This is a genomic window from Agromyces sp. C10 (assembly GCF_023217995.1).
Taxonomy (GTDB): domain Bacteria; phylum Actinomycetota; class Actinomycetes; order Actinomycetales; family Microbacteriaceae; genus Agromyces; species Agromyces indicus.
This window is the reverse complement of record NZ_JALPSX010000004.1, coordinates 74,953-93,412: the sequence shown is the minus strand read 5'-3', so window position 1 is coordinate 93,412 and position 18,460 is coordinate 74,953. Positions and strand designations below refer to the sequence as shown.

Annotated in this window: 19 protein-coding genes; 13 read left to right on the top strand and 6 right to left on the bottom strand. The window is 73.1% G+C overall.

All coding sequences use genetic code 11. The annotated features are described in order from the left end of the window. Positions 1-11: 11 nt before the first annotated feature. Positions 12-1,334, bottom strand: a complete 1,323-nt coding sequence (locus M1L56_RS05665; protein WP_308198818.1) for a nicotinate phosphoribosyltransferase — start codon at positions 1,332-1,334, stop codon at positions 12-14. A gap of 103 nt (positions 1,335-1,437) precedes the next feature. On the opposite strand from M1L56_RS05665, the gene murI reads away from it, so the two are divergent. From murI to M1L56_RS05645, 4 genes are all read left to right on the top strand, one after another. Then, the gene (murI, locus tag M1L56_RS05660) at positions 1,438-2,313 is read left to right on the top strand and encodes a glutamate racemase (RefSeq protein WP_067950075.1); all 876 of its coding nucleotides are present in this window, start codon (positions 1,438-1,440) and stop codon (positions 2,311-2,313) included. Next, positions 2,310-3,080, top strand: a complete 771-nt coding sequence (gene rph / locus M1L56_RS05655; protein ID WP_067950073.1) for a ribonuclease PH — start codon at positions 2,310-2,312, stop codon at positions 3,078-3,080. Before murI ends, rph begins: the two co-directional genes overlap by 4 nt. A 14-nt stretch (positions 3,081-3,094) precedes the next feature. Continuing rightward, the gene (gene rdgB, locus M1L56_RS05650; RefSeq protein WP_248598502.1) at positions 3,095-3,721 is read left to right on the top strand and encodes an RdgB/HAM1 family non-canonical purine NTP pyrophosphatase; all 627 of its coding nucleotides are present in this window, start codon (positions 3,095-3,097) and stop codon (positions 3,719-3,721) included. Positions 3,722-3,801: 80 nt separating this feature from the next. Then, on the top strand, positions 3,802-4,731 hold the full coding sequence (locus M1L56_RS05645) for a cation diffusion facilitator family transporter (RefSeq protein WP_248598501.1): 930 nt from the start codon (positions 3,802-3,804) through the stop codon (positions 4,729-4,731). Between the two features lie 33 nt (positions 4,732-4,764). Here the strand turns inward: M1L56_RS05645 and M1L56_RS05640 are convergent, their stop codons facing one another. The 3 genes from M1L56_RS05640 to M1L56_RS05630 all read right to left on the bottom strand — a co-directional run bounded on the left by M1L56_RS05640 (position 4,765) and on the right by M1L56_RS05630 (position 8,067). Continuing rightward, positions 4,765-5,583, bottom strand: a complete 819-nt coding sequence (locus M1L56_RS05640) for a DedA family protein (RefSeq protein ID WP_374256020.1) — start codon at positions 5,581-5,583, stop codon at positions 4,765-4,767. Between the two features lie 104 nt (positions 5,584-5,687). Continuing rightward, a complete protein-coding gene (locus M1L56_RS05635; protein ID WP_248598500.1) occupies positions 5,688-6,434 on the bottom strand; it encodes a response regulator in 747 nt (248 codons plus the stop codon). Next, positions 6,427-8,067: an ATP-binding protein gene (locus M1L56_RS05630; protein WP_248598499.1), complete on the bottom strand. Its 1,641-nt coding sequence runs from the start codon at positions 8,065-8,067 to the stop codon at positions 6,427-6,429. The genes M1L56_RS05635 and M1L56_RS05630 overlap by 8 nt, the downstream gene beginning before the upstream one ends. 181 nt (positions 8,068-8,248) lie before the next feature. Between M1L56_RS05630 and M1L56_RS05625 the strand changes: the two genes are divergently transcribed. The 4 genes from M1L56_RS05625 to M1L56_RS05610 all read left to right on the top strand — a co-directional run bounded on the left by M1L56_RS05625 (position 8,249) and on the right by M1L56_RS05610 (position 12,504). Continuing rightward, a complete protein-coding gene (locus M1L56_RS05625) occupies positions 8,249-9,670 on the top strand; it encodes a cation:dicarboxylate symporter family transporter (RefSeq protein WP_248598498.1) in 1,422 nt (473 codons plus the stop codon). Beyond that, positions 9,667-10,626: an aldolase/citrate lyase family protein gene (locus M1L56_RS05620; protein WP_248598497.1), complete on the top strand. Its 960-nt coding sequence runs from the start codon at positions 9,667-9,669 to the stop codon at positions 10,624-10,626. Before M1L56_RS05625 ends, M1L56_RS05620 begins: the two co-directional genes overlap by 4 nt. Before the next feature lie 120 nt (positions 10,627-10,746). Further along, entirely contained in the window at positions 10,747-11,607 is an 861-nt protein-coding gene (locus M1L56_RS05615) for a M23 family metallopeptidase (protein WP_248598496.1), read from the top strand. A 102-nt stretch (positions 11,608-11,709) separates the two neighbouring features. After that, on the top strand, positions 11,710-12,504 hold the full coding sequence (locus M1L56_RS05610) for a zinc permease (RefSeq protein ID WP_248598495.1): 795 nt from the start codon (positions 11,710-11,712) through the stop codon (positions 12,502-12,504). Positions 12,505-12,514: 10 nt separating this feature from the next. On the opposite strand, the gene M1L56_RS05605 is transcribed toward M1L56_RS05610, so the two are convergent. Next, positions 12,515-12,757, bottom strand: a complete 243-nt coding sequence (locus M1L56_RS05605) for a DUF1653 domain-containing protein (RefSeq protein WP_248598494.1) — start codon at positions 12,755-12,757, stop codon at positions 12,515-12,517. A gap of 85 nt (positions 12,758-12,842) precedes the next feature. Beyond that, positions 12,843-14,501 carry a thiamine pyrophosphate-binding protein gene (locus M1L56_RS05600; protein WP_248598493.1) on the bottom strand — a complete coding sequence of 553 codons (1,659 nt, stop codon included), beginning with the start codon at positions 14,499-14,501 and terminating at the stop codon, positions 12,843-12,845. Positions 14,502-14,738: 237 nt separating this feature from the next. On the opposite strand from M1L56_RS05600, the gene merB reads away from it, so the two are divergent. From merB to M1L56_RS05575, 5 genes are all read left to right on the top strand, one after another. Further along, positions 14,739-15,404 (top strand): organomercurial lyase, encoded by a 666-nt coding sequence (gene merB, locus M1L56_RS05595; RefSeq protein WP_248598492.1) that lies wholly within the window; start codon positions 14,739-14,741, stop codon positions 15,402-15,404. 59 nt (positions 15,405-15,463) lie between these two features. Further along, positions 15,464-15,901, top strand: a complete 438-nt coding sequence (gene arfB / locus M1L56_RS05590; RefSeq protein ID WP_248598491.1) for an alternative ribosome rescue aminoacyl-tRNA hydrolase ArfB — start codon at positions 15,464-15,466, stop codon at positions 15,899-15,901. A 151-nt stretch (positions 15,902-16,052) separates the two neighbouring features. Continuing rightward, positions 16,053-16,328 (top strand): hypothetical protein, encoded by a 276-nt coding sequence (locus M1L56_RS05585; protein WP_067950051.1) that lies wholly within the window; start codon positions 16,053-16,055, stop codon positions 16,326-16,328. Between the two features lie 232 nt (positions 16,329-16,560). Further along, positions 16,561-17,157 (top strand): DUF1992 domain-containing protein, encoded by a 597-nt coding sequence (locus M1L56_RS05580; RefSeq protein WP_248598490.1) that lies wholly within the window; start codon positions 16,561-16,563, stop codon positions 17,155-17,157. Positions 17,158-17,265: 108 nt separating this feature from the next. Then, on the top strand, positions 17,266-18,369 hold the full coding sequence (locus tag M1L56_RS05575; RefSeq protein WP_248598489.1) for a hypothetical protein: 1,104 nt from the start codon (positions 17,266-17,268) through the stop codon (positions 18,367-18,369). Positions 18,370-18,460 lie beyond the last annotated feature (91 nt).

The window sequence follows — 18,460 nt, the reverse complement described above, 5'->3', positions numbered from 1 at the left end:
GCCCGCGGGCCTCAGCGGTACGAGGTGGGGATGACCGCCTCGCCGCGGCCGAGCCGGAACGCCTCGATGGGCAGCTCCTGCATGACCTCGGCCCGGTGGGCGCGTGCGGCCTGCACGCCCGCGTGGCCCGTGTACGCGGCATCCGCTCGACCCTCGCGCATGAGCGGCACCATGAGCGGCCGCAGCGAGTCATCGTCGGCGAACTCCGCCTCGCCCTCGGGTCCGTCGCCGACGAAGACGAGCTCCTCGCGCGCCGTGCGCGTGCGATCGAGTCGACGGGCGGCGTTCTTGCGCCCGCCGATGCTGAGCTTGTTCGTCGACGCCTTCGCGACGTCGACCCATTCGCCGTCGTCGCCGCGCCGGGCGACGAGCTTGAACACCATGCCGGCCGCCGGGAAGCCGGACCCGGTCACGACCGACGTGCCCACCCCGTACGCGTCGACCGGTGCCCCCGAGAGGGCCGCGATCGTGTACTCGTCCAAGTCGCTCGTGACGGTGATGCGGGTCCGCACGGCGCCGAGCGAGTCGAGCTGCTCGCGCACCGCCGCGACCACGGTCGGCAGGTCGCCCGAGTCGATGCGCACCGCGCCGAGCTCGGTGCCCGCGACCCGGATCGCCGTCTCGACGCCCCGCTCGATGTCGTACGTGTCGACGAGGAGCGTGGTGCCGGGGCCCAGGGCCTCGACCTGGGCGCGGAACGCCGCCTCCTCGCTGTCGTGCAGGAGCGTGAACGCGTGCGCCGCGGTGCCCATCGTCGGGATGCCCCAGCTGCGGCCGGCCTCCAGGTTGCTCGTGGCGTCGAAGCCGGCGATGTAGGCGGCGCGCGCGGCGGCGATCGCCGAGCCCTCGTTGGTTCGCCGCGACCCCATCTCGGCGATCGGTCGACCGAGCGCGACCGACACCATGCGCGCGGCGGCGCTCGCGACCGACGAGTCGTAGTTCAGCACCGACAGCACGACGGTCTCGAGCATGACGGCTTCGGCGAACGACGCGCGGATCGTCAGGAGCGGCGAGCCGGGAAAGTACGCCTCGCCCTCGCGGTAGCCCCAGATGTCGCCGCTGAACCGGTAGTCGGCAAGCCAGTCGAGCGTCTCGTCGCGCACCACGTGCTGCTCGCGAAGGAAGTCGAGCTCCTCGTCGCCGAAGCGGAACCGCTCGATGAGCTCGAGCAGCCGCCCGGTGCCGGCGACCACGCCGTAGCGGCGTCCCTCCGGCAGTCGGCGCGCGAACGCCTCGAACAGGCTCTCGCGGTGGGCGGTGCCGTCGAGCAGCGCGGCATCCACCATCGTCAGCTCGTAGCGGTCGGTGAACAGCGCAGCAGACCCGGTCGTCACGCGCCCAGCCTAGCCCCGGGGCGTGCGGATGCCGCGGGGCGGCGATGCGCGTCACGCGGGCCGGCGGGCAGCCGCGGCATCCGCTCATCTAGGCTGGGTACCCGTGACGGACGCACCAATCGGGATCTTCGACTCGGGCGTCGGCGGACTCACCGTGGCCCGCGCCGTTCGCGACCAGCTCCCGAACGAGGCGATCCTCTACGTCGGCGACCTCGAGCACTCGCCGTACGGGCCGAAGCCCATCGCCGACGTGCGCCGGTACGCGCTCGCGGTGCTCGACGACCTCGTCGCGCAAGGCGTGAAGATGCTCGTGATCGCGTGCAACACCGCGTCGTCGGCCATGCTGCGCGATGCGCGGGAACGGTACGACGTGCCCGTGGTCGAAGTGATCCAGCCCGCGGTGCGGCGCGCGGTCGCCGCGACCCGCACGGGCCGAGTCGGCGTCATCGGCACCGCCGGCACGATCCAGTCGCGCGCCTACGACGACGCGTTCGCCGCGGCGCCGCACCTCGAGCTGACCTCGGCCGCCTGCCCGCGGTTCGTCGAGTTCGTCGAGGCGGGGGTCACGACCGGGCCCGAGGTGCTCGCCGTCGCCGAGGAGTACCTCGCGCCGCTCCGCTCGGCCGATGTCGACACCGTGGTGCTCGGCTGCACGCACTACCCGTTCCTCAAGGGTGCGATCTCGTACGTCATGGGCGACGGCGTCTCGCTCGTCTCGAGCGACGTCGAGACCGCCAACGACGTCTACCGCGTGCTCGTCTCGCAGGGTCTCGAACGTCGCGCTCCGACCCCGCCCGTGCACCGCTTCGAGGCGACCGGCGGGTCGAGCGCCGCCTTCCTCGACCTCGCGCACCGACTCATCGGCCCCGACATCTCGAGCGTCGAGCTCGTGCAGACGGGCGCCCTCACCCTTCCCGGCCTCCGCGACCGCGGTCCGGCCGGCCACACCGCATCCGTCACCGACAGGAGAACCACGTGACCGAGCACTCCCACCCCGACCTGGTGCGCGCCGACGGCCGCACGCCCGACGCCCTCCGCGAGGTCGTCATCGAGCGCGGCTGGAGCGCCCACGCCGAGGGCAGCGCCCTCATCTCGTTCGGGCAGACCAAGGTGCTCTGCACCGCGAGCTTCACCAACGGCGTGCCCCGCTGGATGACCGGCAAGGGCACGGGCTGGGTCACCGCGGAGTACGCGATGCTGCCCCGGTCGACGAACACCCGCAACGACCGCGAATCGGTCAAGGGCCGCATCGGCGGGCGCACGCACGAGATCAGCCGACTGATCGGCCGAAGCCTCCGCGCGGTCGTCGACACGAAGGCGCTCGGCGAGAACACCATCCAGATCGACTGCGACGTGCTGCAGGCCGACGGCGGCACGCGCACCGCCGCGATCACGGGCGCCTACGTGGCCCTCGCCGATGCCATCGAGTGGGCCCGCGGCAAGCGGTTCATCGCGCAGAAGGCGACCCCGCTCATCGACACGGTCGCCGCCGTGTCGGTCGGCATCATCGACGGCACCCCGATGCTCGACCTCGCCTACGTCGAGGACGTGCGCGCCGAGACCGACATGAACGTCGTCGCGACCGGGCGCGGGCTGTTCGTCGAGGTGCAGGGCACCGCCGAGGGCGCGCCGTTCGACCGCCGCGAACTCGACGCCCTGCTCGACCTCGCACTCGCCGGCACCGCCGACCTCGCCGCCGCCCAGCGGCACGCCCTCGACGCGGCCCTGCCGGGCCGGGGCGAGTGACCGGGGGCGAACGGATGCCGCAGCCGCTCGAGATCGTCCTCGCCACCCACAACGCCCACAAGATCGAGGAGTTCCAGCACATCCTCGGCGAGCACGTGCCGGGCGTGACCGTCCTGCCCTACGACGGGCCGGAGCCCGTCGAGGACGGCACGTCGTTCGACGACAACGCCTTCATCAAGGCGCGGGCCGCGGCATCCCACACCGGGCGCATCGCGCTGGCCGACGACTCGGGCATCGCGGTCGACGTGATGGGCGGGGCGCCGGGCATCTTCTCGGCGCGCTGGGCCGGACCGGGTCGCGGCGCCGAGGCCAACCTCGAACTGCTCCTGGCGCAGCTGTCCGACATCCGCGACCCGCACCGCACGGCGCACTTCCACTGCACGATCGGGCTCGTGGTTCCGGATGCCGCGGGCGGGGCGCCTTACGAGTTCGCCGCCGTCGGCACGTGGCCGGGCCGGATCGCCACCGAGCGCGCCGGGGTCAACGGCTTCGGCTACGACCCGATCTTCGTGCCCGACGGCTTCGACGTGTCGGCCGCGGAGCTCGCGCCCGAGGTGAAGAACCGGCACAGCCACCGCGCCCGCGCGTTCGCGGCGCTGCTGCCCGAGCTCGAGCGGATCGCGGCCGCGCGCCGCGACTGACGCGGGGGAGCGCCGCCCGAGAACGGCTCTCATTCCCATCAGCGCCGGGGCGCGTCATCCGCGCCTACGCTGGAAGGACCATGGCCCACACGCACGATCACTCGCACGCCGCACACGCCGCGAACCGCACCCGGCTCGGCGTGGCGATCGGGATCATCGGCGTGTTCCTCGTCGTGCAGGTGATCGGCGGCCTGCTCAGCGGTTCGCTGGCGCTGCTCGCCGACGCGGGGCACATGGCCGGCGACCTGCTCGGGCTCGCCTTGGCGCTCGGTGCGGCCGTCGTCGCGGCGCGTCCGGCGACCGACCGCCAGACCTACGGGTTCCGCCGGTTCGAGGTGTTCGGCGCGCTCGCGAACGGCGTGATCCTCGTCGTCGTCGCGGTCGCCGTGACGGCCGGCGCGATCGGGCGGCTGCTCGCGGGCGGCGAGGGCGAGGCGCACGAGGTCGCCGGCGGGCCCATGCTCGCGGTCGCGATCGCCGGCCTCGTGGCGAACCTCGTGGCCCTGTTCGTGCTGCGCGGCGGCGCGAAGGACTCGATCAACCTGCGCGGCGCCTACCTCGAGGTGCTCGGCGACACGCTCGGCTCGGCGCTCGTCATCGTCGCCGCCGTGGTCATCGTCACCACCGGCTGGGATGCGGCCGACCCGATCGCGTCGCTCCTCATCGCCGCCCTGATCCTGCCGCGGGCGCTCATGCTGCTCCGCGACGTCATGCGGGTGCTGAGCCAGTCGGCGCCGGCCGAGACGGACGTCGCGGAGATCCGCGACCACCTGCTCGGCACGCCCGGCGTGGTCGCGGTGCACGACGTGCACGTCTGGGCGATCACGACCGGCGCCCACGTCTTCAGCGCCCACGTCGAGGTCGAGCCGGCGGTGTTCGCCGAGGGACGCGTCGGCGCGCTGCTCGACGAGCTCGGCGGCTGCCTCAGCGACCACTTCGACGTCGCCCACTCGACGTTCCAGCTCGAGCCCGAGGGACGCGCCGGACGGGAGCCGCAGCTCCACGCGTGAGGCGAGCGGATGCCACGCGGCATCCGTTCGCGGTCAGCGCTCGGCGGGCGGTCGCTCGTCGCCGTGGCCCGGGTGGCCGCGGCCGTCGTGGTCGCCGTCGAAGTGCGGCGGACGGTCGAACACGTCGGGGTCGAGGACGAGCTCCTCGGCCTCGTCCTCATCGGTGACGACGTCTTCACCGGCCTGCTCGGCGCGGCGGGCCTTGGCCCGCTCGCGGAAGTAGTGCCAGGCGGTCACGAGCGCCGTGCCGCCGACGGCCACGAGCAGGATCACGTCGATGTACTCGCGCACGAGGAAGGCCACGGGCGGGATGAAGCCGATGAGGTAGCCGAACATCGTGAGGCCGAAGCCCCAGATCACGGCGCCGATGAAGTTGTAGAGCGTGTACCGGCCGCGCTGCATGTGGCCCACGCCGGCGGCGACGGGCGCGAACGTGCGGACGATCGGCACGAAGCGGGCGAGGATGATCGTGAGGCCGCCGAAGCGCTCGAAGAAGGCGTTGGTGCGCTCGACGTTCTTGACGCTGAAGACGCCGCTCTCCTTGCGTTCGAACACCCTCGGCCCGCCGCGATGGCCGATCTCGTAGCCGACCTCGCCGCCGACGAACGCCGCGAGCCCGATGAGCAGCGCGACGACCCACGCGGCGACCCCGAAGACGCCGTTCGGCAGTGCCGGCGTCGAGTGCGCGAGCAGGCCGGAGATGATGAGCAGCGTGTCGCCCGGCAGCAGGAAGCCGACGAGCAGGCCCGTCTCGGCGAAGACGATGAAGCAGACCACGAGCAACGCCCACGGGCCGGCCGCGCCGATGATGTTCTCGGGATCCAGCCAGGGGATCAGCGCGGTGTGGATCACGGACGGCTCCTGTCGACGGACCCGGCGGAGGGCCGGTCACGGGTGCGTGGTGTCCGTGCAGTCTACCGAGCGCGACGCGGCGCGACGCCCGGGTCGTCCCGGAGTCAACCGAGCGGATGACGGACGGGCCGATCGTCGGCATGCCGGCGACGGTATTCCACCTCCGGTCTGCCCGGCGCGCCGTAGCGGTTCGCGCGCTCGACCGCCCCGGTGTCCGCGAGGTGCTCGAGGTAGCGCCGCGCGGTCACGCGCGAGAGGTCCAGGGCGGCGGCGAGTTCGCCGGCCGAGACGCCGGCGTCGCCCGGCGCGTCCCGGATCGCCGTTCGGACCCGGTCGAGCGTCTCGCGCGTGAGCCCCTTCGGCAGGTCGCCGCCCGATGAGGTGCGGAGCGCGGCGAACGACGCGTCGACCTCCTGCTGGTCGGTCACTCCGGCACCGTGCACGCGCGACCGGTAGTCGCGGTACGCGCCGAGCTTCTCGGCGAACGCCGCGAAGGCGAAGGGCTTGATGAGGTACTGGACGACGCCGAGCGACACGGCGGAGCGGACCACTGCGGCATCCCGCACCGCCGTCACCGCGATGACGTCGATCTCGATGCCGGCCGCACGGAGCGAGCGGCACAGCTCGATTCCGGTCGTGTCGGGCAGGTTCACGTCGAGCAGGATCAGGTCGACCCCGGCCACCCGCCCGTCGGCAGCCCGCGCGTCGCGCAGGGTGCGCACCGCCTCGGCGCCCGTGTGCGCGACCCCGGCGACCTCGAAGCCGGCGAGGCGCCCCACGTACGCCGCGTGCGCCTCGGCGGTGAGCGGCTCGTCCTCGACCACGAGCACGCGGATCGGCGCGTCAGGCATCGGCGGACTCCGAGTGCACCGTCGCCGCCGCCGCGGGGAGCGGCAGCGTCACCTCGAACCGCGACCCGTCGACCTCCAGTGCACCGCCGAGTCGCGCCACGGATTGGCGCACGAGGGCGAGGCCGATGCCGTGCCCGTGGTCGCCGCCTCCGGCGGTGGCCTGCTTGGTCGTGACGCCGAGGTCGAACACCCGGGCGCCCGCGGCCGGCCCGGGACCGCTGTCGGCGACGGCCACCACGAGGCATCCGTCGCGCGCGTCGATCGCGACGTCGACCGCGGGTGCGGGTGTCGTCGCCGCGGCGTCGAGCGCGTTGTCGATGAGGTTCCCGACGATCGTGATGGTCTCGCGCGGGTCGATGCCCGTGGCGGCGAGCCGTTCGGGCAGGTCGACGTCGAAGCGGATGCCGCGCTCGCCGGCCTGCGCCGCCTTGCCGAGGAGCAGGGCCAGGAGCACCGGCTCCTCGACGGCGGAGAGCAGCCGGTCGGCGAGGGCCTGGCTGAGCGCGAGCTCGCTCGAGGCCAGCTCGACGGCCTCCTCGGTGCGACCGAGCTCGATGAGCGCGATGATCGTGTGCAGGCGGTTGGCGAACTCGTGGGCCTGCGACCGCAGCGCATCGGAGAGCGTCGTCATCGTGGCGAGTTCGCCGGTGAGCTCCTGCAGGCGGGTGTGGTCGCGGAGCGTCGTGACGGTGCCCACGCGGCGTGCGCCGCGGTCGCCCGGGCGCTCTCGGGAGACGATGACGTCGCGGTCGACGACGAGCACGTGGGTGGGCGTGATCACGATCTCGTCGACGACGGCGTCGTCGCGGGCGAGCACCTCGGCGACCGCGGGCGCGAGGTCGAGCGCCTCGAGGTTGGCGGGCGCGGCGTCCCGTCCGGCGGGCTTCGGCAGTCCCAGCAGCTCGACCGCACGGTCGTTCGCGAGCACGACGCGGTTCCGGTCGTCCTGCAGCACGAGCCCCTCGCCGATCGAGTGCAGCACGCCCTCGTAGTACGCGAACATGCGGCTCATCTCCTCGGCGCCGCGCCCCCACGTGACCCGCCGCAGGTAGCGGCTGAGCAGCCACGCGCCGAGCGCGCCGAGCGCGATCATCACCCCCGCCGCGATCACGACCGTCGCGATCCTCGCGCCGAGCGCCACCTGCGTGGTGGACACCGTGATGCCCGCGGCGACGAGCGCGACGACCTCGCCCGCGGCATCCTCGATCGGCACCACCGAGCGCACCGACGGCCCGAGGGTCCCCGTGTACGTCTCGCTGAACGGCTCGCCGCCCAGCGCGCGGTCGATGTTGCCGAGGTACGCCCGGCCGATCTCGGCGGGGTCCGGGTGGGTGAAGCGCACGCGATCGGGCGCCATGATCGTCACGAAGTCGATCCGCGCCTCGCGCATGACGTCGACGGCATACGGCTGCAGGTCGGCCGACGGGTCGTCGCCCTGCACCGCGGCGACCACGAACGGATCGTTCGCGATGGTCTGCGCGACCGCCATCGTCGTCGACGCGGCATCGCGTTCGACATCGGCGCGCGCGTCGGCCCAGATCAGGGCGACGGCGATCCCGGCGAGGACGACGATCACCGCGAGCTGCAGCGCGAACAGCTTCGCGGCGATGCTCCACCCGCGGATCCGCCGCACCGTGTCCTCCTCGCAACGCCGTCGTCGGTCTCACCCTACGACCGTCGGGGGCGGCCGGGGCCGCGTCGACCGCGAACAGTATGAACACAAGCGGATGGCGCGGCATCCGCTCGCGCATGCTGGCCCGACACCCCGACTCGTCGCCCCCGGCGACGACCGACCAAGGAAGGCAGGGACGGCAATGGCGCTCCAGTCTCGCGTCGACGGCTCGAAGCCCAAGCGGAGCATCGACCCGTCGCACTACCTCTACATCGCGGTGATCGCGGCGGTCGTCGCCGGCGCCGTCGTCGGCCTCGCGGCCCCCGAGTTCGCCGTCGGCCTGAAGCCCATCGGCGAGGCGTTCGTGCTGCTCATCAAGATGATGATCGCCCCGATCATCTTCTGCACCATCGTGCTCGGCGTCGGCTCGATCGCGAAGGCGGCGACCGTCGGCAAGGTCGGCGGGCTCGCCCTGCTCTACTTCATGCTCATGTCGACGTTCGCGCTCGGCATCGGACTCGTCGTCGGCAACCTGGTGCACCCGGGCGAGGGCATGAACATCGCGGGCGCCTCGTACGACGCCGGATCCGGCGAGGCGAAGACCACGACGGAGTTCATCCTCGGCATCATCCCCACCTCGATGCTGTCGTCGCTCACCGACGGCAACATCCTCCAGGTGCTGTTCGTGGCCCTACTCGTGGGCTTCGCGCTGCAGAAGATGGGCTCCAAGGGCACGCCGATCCTCGGCGCCATCCGCCAGATCCAGGCGCTCGTGTTCCGGATCCTCGCGATGATCATGTGGGTCGCCCCGATCGGGGCGTTCGGCGCGATCGCCGCCGTCGTCGGCAACACGGGCGTCGCCGCGATCATCTCGCTCGGCACGCTCATGATCGCCTTCTACGTGACCTGCGCGCTGTTCATCGTCGTGGTGCTCGGCACGCTGCTGTGGACCGTCGCCCGGGTGTCGATCTTCCGCATGATGAAGTACCTCGGCCGGGAGTACCTGCTCATCGTCTCGACCTCGTCGAGCGAGGTCGTGCTGCCTCGCCTCATCGCGAAGATGGAGCACGCGGGCGTGTCCAAGCCGGTCGCGGGCATCACCATCCCGACCGGGTACTCGTTCAACCTCGACGGCACGGCGATCTACCTGACGATGGCGTCGCTGTTCATCGCGTCGGCCATGGGCACGCCGCTCTCGCTCGGCGAGCAGATCGGCCTGCTGCTGTTCATGATGGTCGCCTCGAAGGGCGCGGCCGGCGTCACCGGCGCAGGCCTCGCGACGCTCGCGGGCGGACTCCAGGCGCACCGCCCCGACCTCGTCGACGGCGTCGGCGTGATCGTCGGCATCGACCGGTTCATGTCGGAGGCGCGCGCCCTCACCAACTTCACCGGCAACGCCGTGGCCGCCCTCCTCGTCGGCACGTGGACCCGGGAGCTCGACCGCGAGCAGCTGCGGTCGGTGCTCGCAGGGGAGCGACCCTTCGACGAGGCGACCATGAGCGTCGACGACCACCTCTCCGCCGACGAGCAGGCCGAGGTCGAGCGCGAGCAGCGTCCGTCGACCGAGTCGATCGCCGCGATCGTCGGCGAACTCGAGGCCGAGAAGGCCGGAGCGCGCCGGTGAGCACGCGGGTCACCGGCACGACCGGCGCCGTCGACGCGGGACGCCCCGCGCCGGCGGCGCCGGCCGCGGCATCCGTCACCACCTCGACGAAGGTGGCACCGGCCATCGCCCGCTCGTGGCTGCTCGTGCCCGGTACCGCGGACCGGCTCGCCGACCGCATCCGCTCGTCGTCGGCCGACGTCGTCGTGGTCGACCTCGAGGACGGCGTCGCGCCCGACCGCAAGGGCGAGGCCCGACGCGCGCTCGCCGCGGCCGTCGCCGAGCTCGACCGCGCCGGCATCGCCGACCGGCCGTGGGTGCGCATCGCCGACGCGGCATCCGACGAGTGGCGAGCGGATGTCGCGCTCCTGCGCGGCCGCGACCTCGCCGCGGGCGTCGTGCTCGCCAAGGTCGAGGCGGCGGGGCACGTGCGACGCACGCTCGACGGGCTCGGGGGAGCGGGATCCCTGCCCCTCGTCGCCCTCGTGGAGAGCGCGCTCGGCGTCGAATCGGCGCTGGAGATCGCGTCGGCCCCCGGCGTGACCCGCCTCGCGTTCGGCAGCGGCGACTTCCGGCGCGACACGGGCGCCGCCGACGACCCCATGGCGCTGCTGTACGCGCGGTCGCGGCTGGTGTCGACGAGCCGGGCGGCCGGGCTCCCCGGGCCGGTCGACGGGCCGACGGTCGCCCGCGACGCGGCGGTGCTCGCCGAGGCGTCGCGCCACGCGGCATCCGTCGGCCTGACCGGGCGCCTGTGCCTCCGCGAGGAGCAGGTGGGTTCCGTGCACCAGGCGATGAGCCCGTCCACGGGCGAGATCGCGTGGGCGCTGGGCGTGCTCGAGACCATCGAGCGGTCCGGCATCCGCGACGGCAGCGACCTGCCACGCCTCGCGCGGGCCCGCGGCGTGTGCGATGCGGCGGAGGCGTTCGGGCTCGACCTGGCGGTCGCTCCGGCGACGTCCGCATACGCGGACTGAGCACGACGTCGGCGGCTGCACCGAAAGCCCCCGCTCGGGGGACGACGTGAGGTGAGGAATCCTCTAGTCTGATGCCGCGACCGACAGGGTCGGCATGCGTCGCGACATCGGGGGGACGCGATGGCCGAGTGGCAGGACTTCTATCGAGCGCCCGGCGGCGCCTTCGGCATCCTGCCGAACTCGCAGTTCTACGGGCCGCAGGGGCACCGCGGCAAGGACTTCATCCACGGCGCCGGCACGCCCATCCCGGCCTACCTCCCGGGTCGCGTCGCGAGCCTGCCGCGATCATCCGTGCTCGGCCGCTGCGTCGTCGTCGAGCTCGACGAAGGCCGCTTCGCGGGCTGGGCGCACGTGCGCGGCATCGCGGTCTCGGTGGGGACGCGGGTGCGACCGGGCGACACCCTCGCCCACGTCGCCGGTGCGGGCGACTCGCCCGGCACCGCATGGGCCGGTGCCCATGCGCACACGACGCTCGGCCGAAGCGTCGACTCGATCTTCTCGGGCCGGGTCGAGGACCCGATGGGGCTCATCCGCCCCGCCATCTCCTCAGCCGCGCCCGCGATCCTGATGGTGGAGGATGACATGTTCAGCGACAGCGACCGGACGCGCATGAACAACATCTGGGCCGGCCTGTTCTCCGGGGCGTCGGTCGAGACCGACCCCGGCGTCGTGCGCCGATTCAACTACGGCGTGCTGCCGATCGTGGCGCACAACCAGACCCTGATCGCCCAGCAGGCGGCGCGTATCGCGGCGCTCGAACGCGCCGTCGCGGAGCTCGCCGTGAGCACCGGCGCCCGCATCGAGCCGCCGCCCGTCCTCGACATCCCGGAGCCGCCGTTCGCCGAGCCGATGACGCCGGAGCTGCCGGTTTCGGTCGAGGTCGACAACGTCGACGGCATCGAGGTGCTGAACGCGCGAGGCGGCGACGAGGGCCTCGGCGAGGAGTTCGGGGGAGCCGACGGAGAGCGCGTCGAGCGTTGAGCCGCCCCGCCGTCCGTGCCCCACGCCGGACGGCGCGGGCCCTCCGAACCGCCGTCGTCAACCACCTTCCGCGGCGTCGGGGCGGCGCTCCATACTGAGCCCGTGGGCACGGCGCTCCTGTTCGGCGCGGTCGCGTCCAGCGCACTGCTGCTCGGCGCGTTCCTCGGCGTGCGCGTCACGTTCCCGAAGCGCCTGCTGGCCATGCTGCTGTCGTTCGCGGCAGGCGCCCTCATCACCGCGCTCGCCTTCGAACTCTTCGAGGACGCCTACGAGCAGGGTGGCATCGTGCGCGCCGCGATCGGCCTCTTCGTCGGCGCCGTCGTCTTCACCGGGCTGAGCGCGCTGCTCGACCGCTGGGCGCAGCCGACGCGGCGGGCGAAGCCGACCGCCGAAGTCGAGGGCAGCGTGAAGCTCGACACGGATGCCGCGGCGTCCGACCGTCCGCCCACGTCGGCGTCGACTCGCGGCACGGCCGGCCTCGCGCTCCTCGCCGCGGTGACGCTCGACGGGGTGCCGGAGAACCTGGCCCTCGGCGTCTCCTTGGGCGCCGCCGGCTCCGGGGGGCTCGCGCTGCTCGCGGCGATCTTCGTCTCGAACCTGCCGGAGGCGCTCGTCGGCGCGTCGTCGATGCGGTCGCAGGGGCGCTCGACCGCCTCCATCCTGAGCCTCTGGACGGGCTGCGCGGTGCTCCTCGTGATCGCGGTGGTCGTCGGTGCCGGGCCGCTCGCGAACTCGGACCCGGAGACCGTCTCGCTGCCGCTCGCATTCGCCGCCGGCGCCGTCATCGCCTCGCTCGCCGACACGATCATGCCCGAGGCGTACGAGCACGGGGGCCCTGCGGTGGCGATGAGCACGGCCGCGGGGTTTGTGCTGTCGTTCGTGCTGTCGCTGGCCTGACCGCCGACGATCAGCCGTCGGGCTCGGCGATGCGGCGGAACCTCGGCACGGTGCGCCCCTCGTGCACGACGTTCTCGGCGAACATCGCCGCGGGCCGCACCCAGGTCCCGCGGTCGCCGGACAGCTGGCGGTACACCACCAGCCATTCCTCCGTCTCGCTGTGCCGGGCGGTGGTCAGCACCTCGTAGCGGGGGCCCTTGTAGTGCTCGTACAGGCCGGGTTCGATGTCCGGCGTCGGTTCGGGGGCGGTCACCCGCCCCATCGTACGGATGCCGCGGCCCCGCTCATCCCCGACGCCGCCGCCGACGGTGCGAGGCGGGGTCGAGGTGCTCCCGCCCTCAGCGGTTCGCGTGCACGATCTCCCGCTGGTACGGCGCGACGACCCGGTCGGAGACCCGGCAGTCGAGCAGCAGGAACCGGCGCTCGCCGACGGGCACCGCCGCCCACTCGGCGAGCCGATCGAGGTCGGCGAGCTCGCGCACCACGACGGACTCCGCGCCGACCGCCGCGGCCAGCCCCGCGAAGTCGGCCTGGGGGATGCGCATCGGCTCGGGCGCGAGGCCCTTCGCGCCGTAGACGTGCACCTCGGCTCCGTAGACGGCGTCGTTCCACACGACGGCGATGCCGCGCCCGCCCGCGGTGCGCACCGCCGACTCGAGATCGGCGAGCGCCATGAGGCCGCCGCCGTCGCCCGTCGTGAGCACGACCGTCGCGTCGGGCCGCGCCGCCGCAGCGCCCGGCACGCTCGGGAAGCCGAGTCCGATCGACTGGAACGCGGTGCCGACCATGATCATCCGGTCGGGCGAGGCGACGGGCCAGTACATGTTCGCCCAGCCGATGAAGTGCCCGCCGTCCGAGACGACCACGCGGTCCTCCGGCAGCAGTTCGGCCAGCCGCGCGGCGACCGACCGCGGGTCGAGCCGGCCATCCTCGGCGGTGCCCGTGCCCGGGTCGTGCCGAACGGATGCCGCGACGTCGACGCGTTCGCGCCATCCGCCGTCGGGTCGCGACGTCCCGGTCGCACCGAGCTCGGCGACGAGGGCCCGCGCCACGAGCGCCGCATCGCCGCGGACGTACGCACCGACGTGCGGATGCGTCGCCGTGGGCGCCGTGTCGACCTGCGCCACGTGCGCACCCGGAGCGAACAGCTCGCCGAACCGCATCGTGAACTGGTTGAGCGACGCGCCGAACACGACCGCGACGTCGGCCTCCCGCACGAGCTCCATCGCGCCCTCGGCGCCGAAGCCGCCCGCCACGCCGAGGTCGAAGCGCGCGTCGGGGAAGATGCCGCGCCCGAGCGCCGTGGTCGCCGTCAGCGCGCCCGTCGCCGCGGCGAGCTCGCCCAGCGCCGCACCGGCACCGGCGAGCCACGCGCCGCGGCCGGCGAGCAGGAGGGGCCGCTCCGCGATCGCGAGCCGCTCCGCCAGGCGACGGATCGCCGTCGCGCCGAAGTCGCCCGCCGGCTCGAGCGGCGCCGGCAGCCGGAGCGGCACGGTGGGCGGCACATCGCCCGCCTCGAACGACGCGACGTCGTAGGGGATCGCGAGCACCGTCGGCACCCGGTACGACAGGGCGTGCTCGATCGCGATCACCGTCGTCGCTGCGGCATCCGTTCGCCCCACCGTGTAGGTGCGCGCGCCCACCGCCGATGCGAGCGCGATCTGGTCGACGCCCCACGGCCGCGGACCCGAGGTGGGTTCGTCGCCGACGACGAGCACGAGCGGGACTCCCGCCTGGACGGCCTCCGCGAGGCCCGTGAGCGTGTTGGTGGACCCGGCGCCATACGTCGCGGTCGCCGCGGCGAGCCGGCCCGACGCCCGGAAGTGCGCGTCGGCGGCGACGACCCCGCCGACCTCGTGGCGGACGGCGACGAACGCGGCATCCGTCTCGCGCTCGAGCGCATCGAGGAAGTAGGCGTTGCCGTTGCCCATCACCCCGAAGACGTGGTCGACGTGGGCGGCGAGGGTGCGGGCGACGTGCGCGGAGACGGTGGGCATGGCGAAGCCTCTCGAGACATGACGGACGGGGAAGGGTTCCGTATGTGTCTCGCGAGGAGCCGGGACGGCTGCGTCGCTTCGTGCCCCTTTTCCGAGCACCGGCGCATCGCAGCGCCTGGACGGGCCGAGTCTACCGGGCGTCCGGCGGGGTGGGACGCCCGGCTGCGACGACCCGGCGTGACGGGTGCGCCGACGCCGGCACTGGCGTCGTGCCCTGCGCGGGAGGAGACTTCACCCATGGACGATCGCGATGAGGCGGTCCGCCTCGCTGTCTACCGCGGACTCGCCGCAAGCGGGCGGATGCCCGCCGCCGATGCCCTCGCTGCGCACGCCTCGCTCAGCGAGGCCGAGGTCGCCGACGCCCTCGAACGCCTGGCGGCCGCCCGCCATGTCGTCTTCGACGAGGAGCACCGGATCGTGCTCGCGCATCCGTTCGCGACCCGCAGCTTCGGGTTCTCGGTCATGGGCGGACGCACCATCTGGTGGGGCGGCTGCGCGTGGGATGCGTTCGCGATCCCGCACCTCGTGCCCGACGAGCCGCACGCGCTCATCGCCACGACCTGCCCCGCGTGCGGGAGCCCGCACGCCTGGACGGTCTCGCGGGCGGAGGAGCCCGACGCGCCGCAGGTCGCGCACTTCCTGGTGCCGGCCGCGCACGTGTGGGACGACGTGGTGCACACCTGTTCGCACCAGCGCATCTTCTGCTCCGAGGACTGCGTCGAGGCCTGGCTCTCGCGTACGGGAAACGAGCGGGGGTACGTCATGGACCTGCCGACGCTCTGGCGGCTCGCCGCGCACTGGTACGAGGGCCGCCTGGACTCGCCCTATCGCCGCCGTGAGCCGGCCGAGGCGCGGGAGTACTTCGCGAGCGTCGGGCTCACCGGGCCGTTCTGGGGGAGTTGAGCGGGCCGAAGGTCGGTGACGGATGCCGCGGGCGCCATCGGGCGGTGGATGATGGTGGCATGCCCGCCGCCCACCGTCCCGGTCTTCGCGTCGACGCGGCGTTGACGATCCCGGAGGCGGAACTCGGCTGGCGGTTCTCGCGGTCGTCCGGTCCCGGCGGTCAAGGCGTCAACACCGCCGACTCCCGGGTCGAACTCGTGTGGGACGTCGCGGCGTCGGCCGTCCTCTCCCCGGCCCAGCGGGAACGCCTCGTCGAACGGCTGGGGAATCGCCTCGTCGGCGGAGTGCTCACCATCGCCGCGTCCGAGCACCGTGCGCAGTTGCGCAACCGGGACGCGGCACGTGCTCGCCTGGCCGACGTGGTGGCCGAGGCGCTGCGCCCGCCGTCGCCCCCGCGGCGACCGACCAAGCCGAGCCGCGGCGCGAAGGAACGGCGCCTGGACGCGAAGAAGCGGCGGACCGACGTGAAGCGCCTGCGGCGCCCTCCCCAGGACTGAGGATCGCGAGCCGCGGCCCTCGCGTGATTTCTCCTGCTGCTCCCGACGGATGTCAATACCCCTCCGCGATCGCCCACCGACTGATTGGGTGTACGGCGGTGCATCTCGCACCGGGCAACACCTGACTGCCAACCCGAAGGGCACACATCTGATGACGAACACCACCCGGAACGTCGAGACCCGACGATCGACCGAGACCAAGGCCGCGTTCAAGACTACCGAGTTCATCGCGTACGTCGTGGTCCTCGTGGGCGTCCTGATCGCGTCGGCGGTCGTCGACAACGGTGAGGACGGACAGGGATTCGGCGCCGAGCAGGCGTGGTTCTTCGTCACCCTGCTGACGATCGGATACATGATCAGCCGCGGCCTCGCGAAGGCCGGAAGCCGCGACTTCGCCGACCGCGACGAGCGCGCCGACCGACGCTGAGTCGCATCGACGAGTGAGCGGGGGAGCAATCCCCCCTCACGCGCGGACAGGCCGGGCCACTCCTCGCAGCGGACGTGCGACCCAGCCGAGCTTTCGTGGGACCCTCGGGCAGAGCCCGAGGGTCCCGTGCCGTTCGGCGGCCAGTTGCGAGCGCGGCGTCTCCGCCGGCCGGGCGGCTCGCCGCCGGACGTATCGTGGAACACGGACGCCCGTCGCCGCGAGGAGGTCGAGGATGAGCGAGGATCCCCAGCGCGCCGCGGCGCACTACCGGTCGGATCGCGTCGCGCGAGAGGAGGCCCTCGCCCGCGGCGAGGACCCCGACACGGCCGAGCGTGCACCGGACGGTCCCCGCTGGTCCAACGCGGCCGAACGCGCGGCGTACGTCGAGAACGTCATCCAGCAGGCCATCCGACGCGGGGAGTTCGACGACCTGCCCGGCGCGGGGAAGCCGCTCGAGGGACTGAACGGGCGGCATGACGCGGATTGGTGGATCCGTCGGAAGATCGAGCGCGAGCAGCTCACCGGACTCGGACCGCCCGCGCTGACCCTCCGCGTGGAGGACGCCGAACTCGACGACCGGCTCGACCGGATGCACCGCGAGTCGGAGGTCCGCGAGGCGATCGAGGACTTCAACCGACGCGTGATCGAGGCGCGCCGCCAACTGCTGGGCGGACCGCCCGTCGTCACCGCGACTCGCGATGCCGACCGCGAGGCCCGCGCCTGGCGCGAACGCCGCGAGGCGCGCCACCGGCGTGCGGCCGAGGAGCGCGAACGCCACGAGCAGGCGGCACGATCGACCCGGTCGAGGTGGTGGCGTCGCCGCGACTGAGCCGGGTGACGCGGCCGTGCCGGCTGCTCCCCCAGTCGGTGGATGCGCGATGCGGGCGGCCCGGGGTTCCGCCCGAAGCATCGACCCCGCCGTGCGGAAAGGAACGACATGGTCGAACCGCGACCCAGCGACCTCGCCCTTCACCGGCTGTCGGCGACGATGCGAATCGCAGTCGGCTGCATCGCGGCACTGTCCGTCGTGCTGTCCGCCGGTTGCACCGGGATCTCGCAGCCGATTCCGGAGGAGCGCAGCAACCCCACCCCACCTGCCGGGAACCCCGTGCCCGACAGCGCGCCCGCGGAAATCGACCCGCCGGCGCCCGGGTTCCCCGGGCTGACCTGCGACGCCCTCGTCGGTCCGGAAGTCGCGAGTGGACTTCTCGGTGCGCGGGTCGATGCGCCGGAGGCGCACCTCCCGGATCCGGTCATCCTGCAGGACAACGGCATCGAATGCTCCTGGGGCTCGTCGATCGTCGTCGACGGATTCGTCGTGGAACGCGACGCTCCGGCGATCGTCCTCCGAGCGACACCCCACGGGGCCGAGTACTGGCAGGGCTACGTGAGCGGGAGCGGCCACAACCAATGGGACGACACGCTCGGCGATGCCTCCGGCATCGTCTGCGAACCGGGGGAGCCGGCGAGCTGCACGTTGTCCGTCCTGTCGGGCGAGGTGTTCGCCGAGATCAGCGCGTTCGGCATGCCGTCGGGGCCGGCGCAATCGACGGCAGCACTCCGCGACCTCGGCGCGACGCTGCTGCCGGTCCTGGTCGCGAGCGCCGAGTCGGTCGAGACGCCTCGGCCCCAGGTGCAACACCGTACCGAACGGTGCCGCGCCCTGCTCGGACAGGGTGCGGATGCGGCGGGCGTCGACGGGTCCGCCCTCGCACCCGATCGGGTGCCGAGGCGCTCGATGACGAACACCGCCATCGATCTCACGGGATCCACCGTGTGCGAACTCGACTTCGGTGATGACGAACGCCTTCAGGTGCTCGTCGTTCCCGACGGCGGATGGATGCAGCCGGCCGATGAGGCGCTCCCCGAAGGTTCGGCCTCGACGGAGACCGACGGGGCGCTGCACGTGCAGCTCGACGAGGGCGTCTCGATGGCGACGGTCGTCCTCGGACGAGACCTCGTCCAGGTCCGCTGGCGTGGCGACGCGGAATCCGAGCATGCACGAGCCGTCGTGGACGGGCTGCTCGCTCGACGCGGCTGATCGAGTCGGCCATGAGTCCCGGCGGCGGCACCGCACCTCCGGCTGCCGTTCGTGACATCCGTCATGTCAACGGGTGACATCACGGCACTAC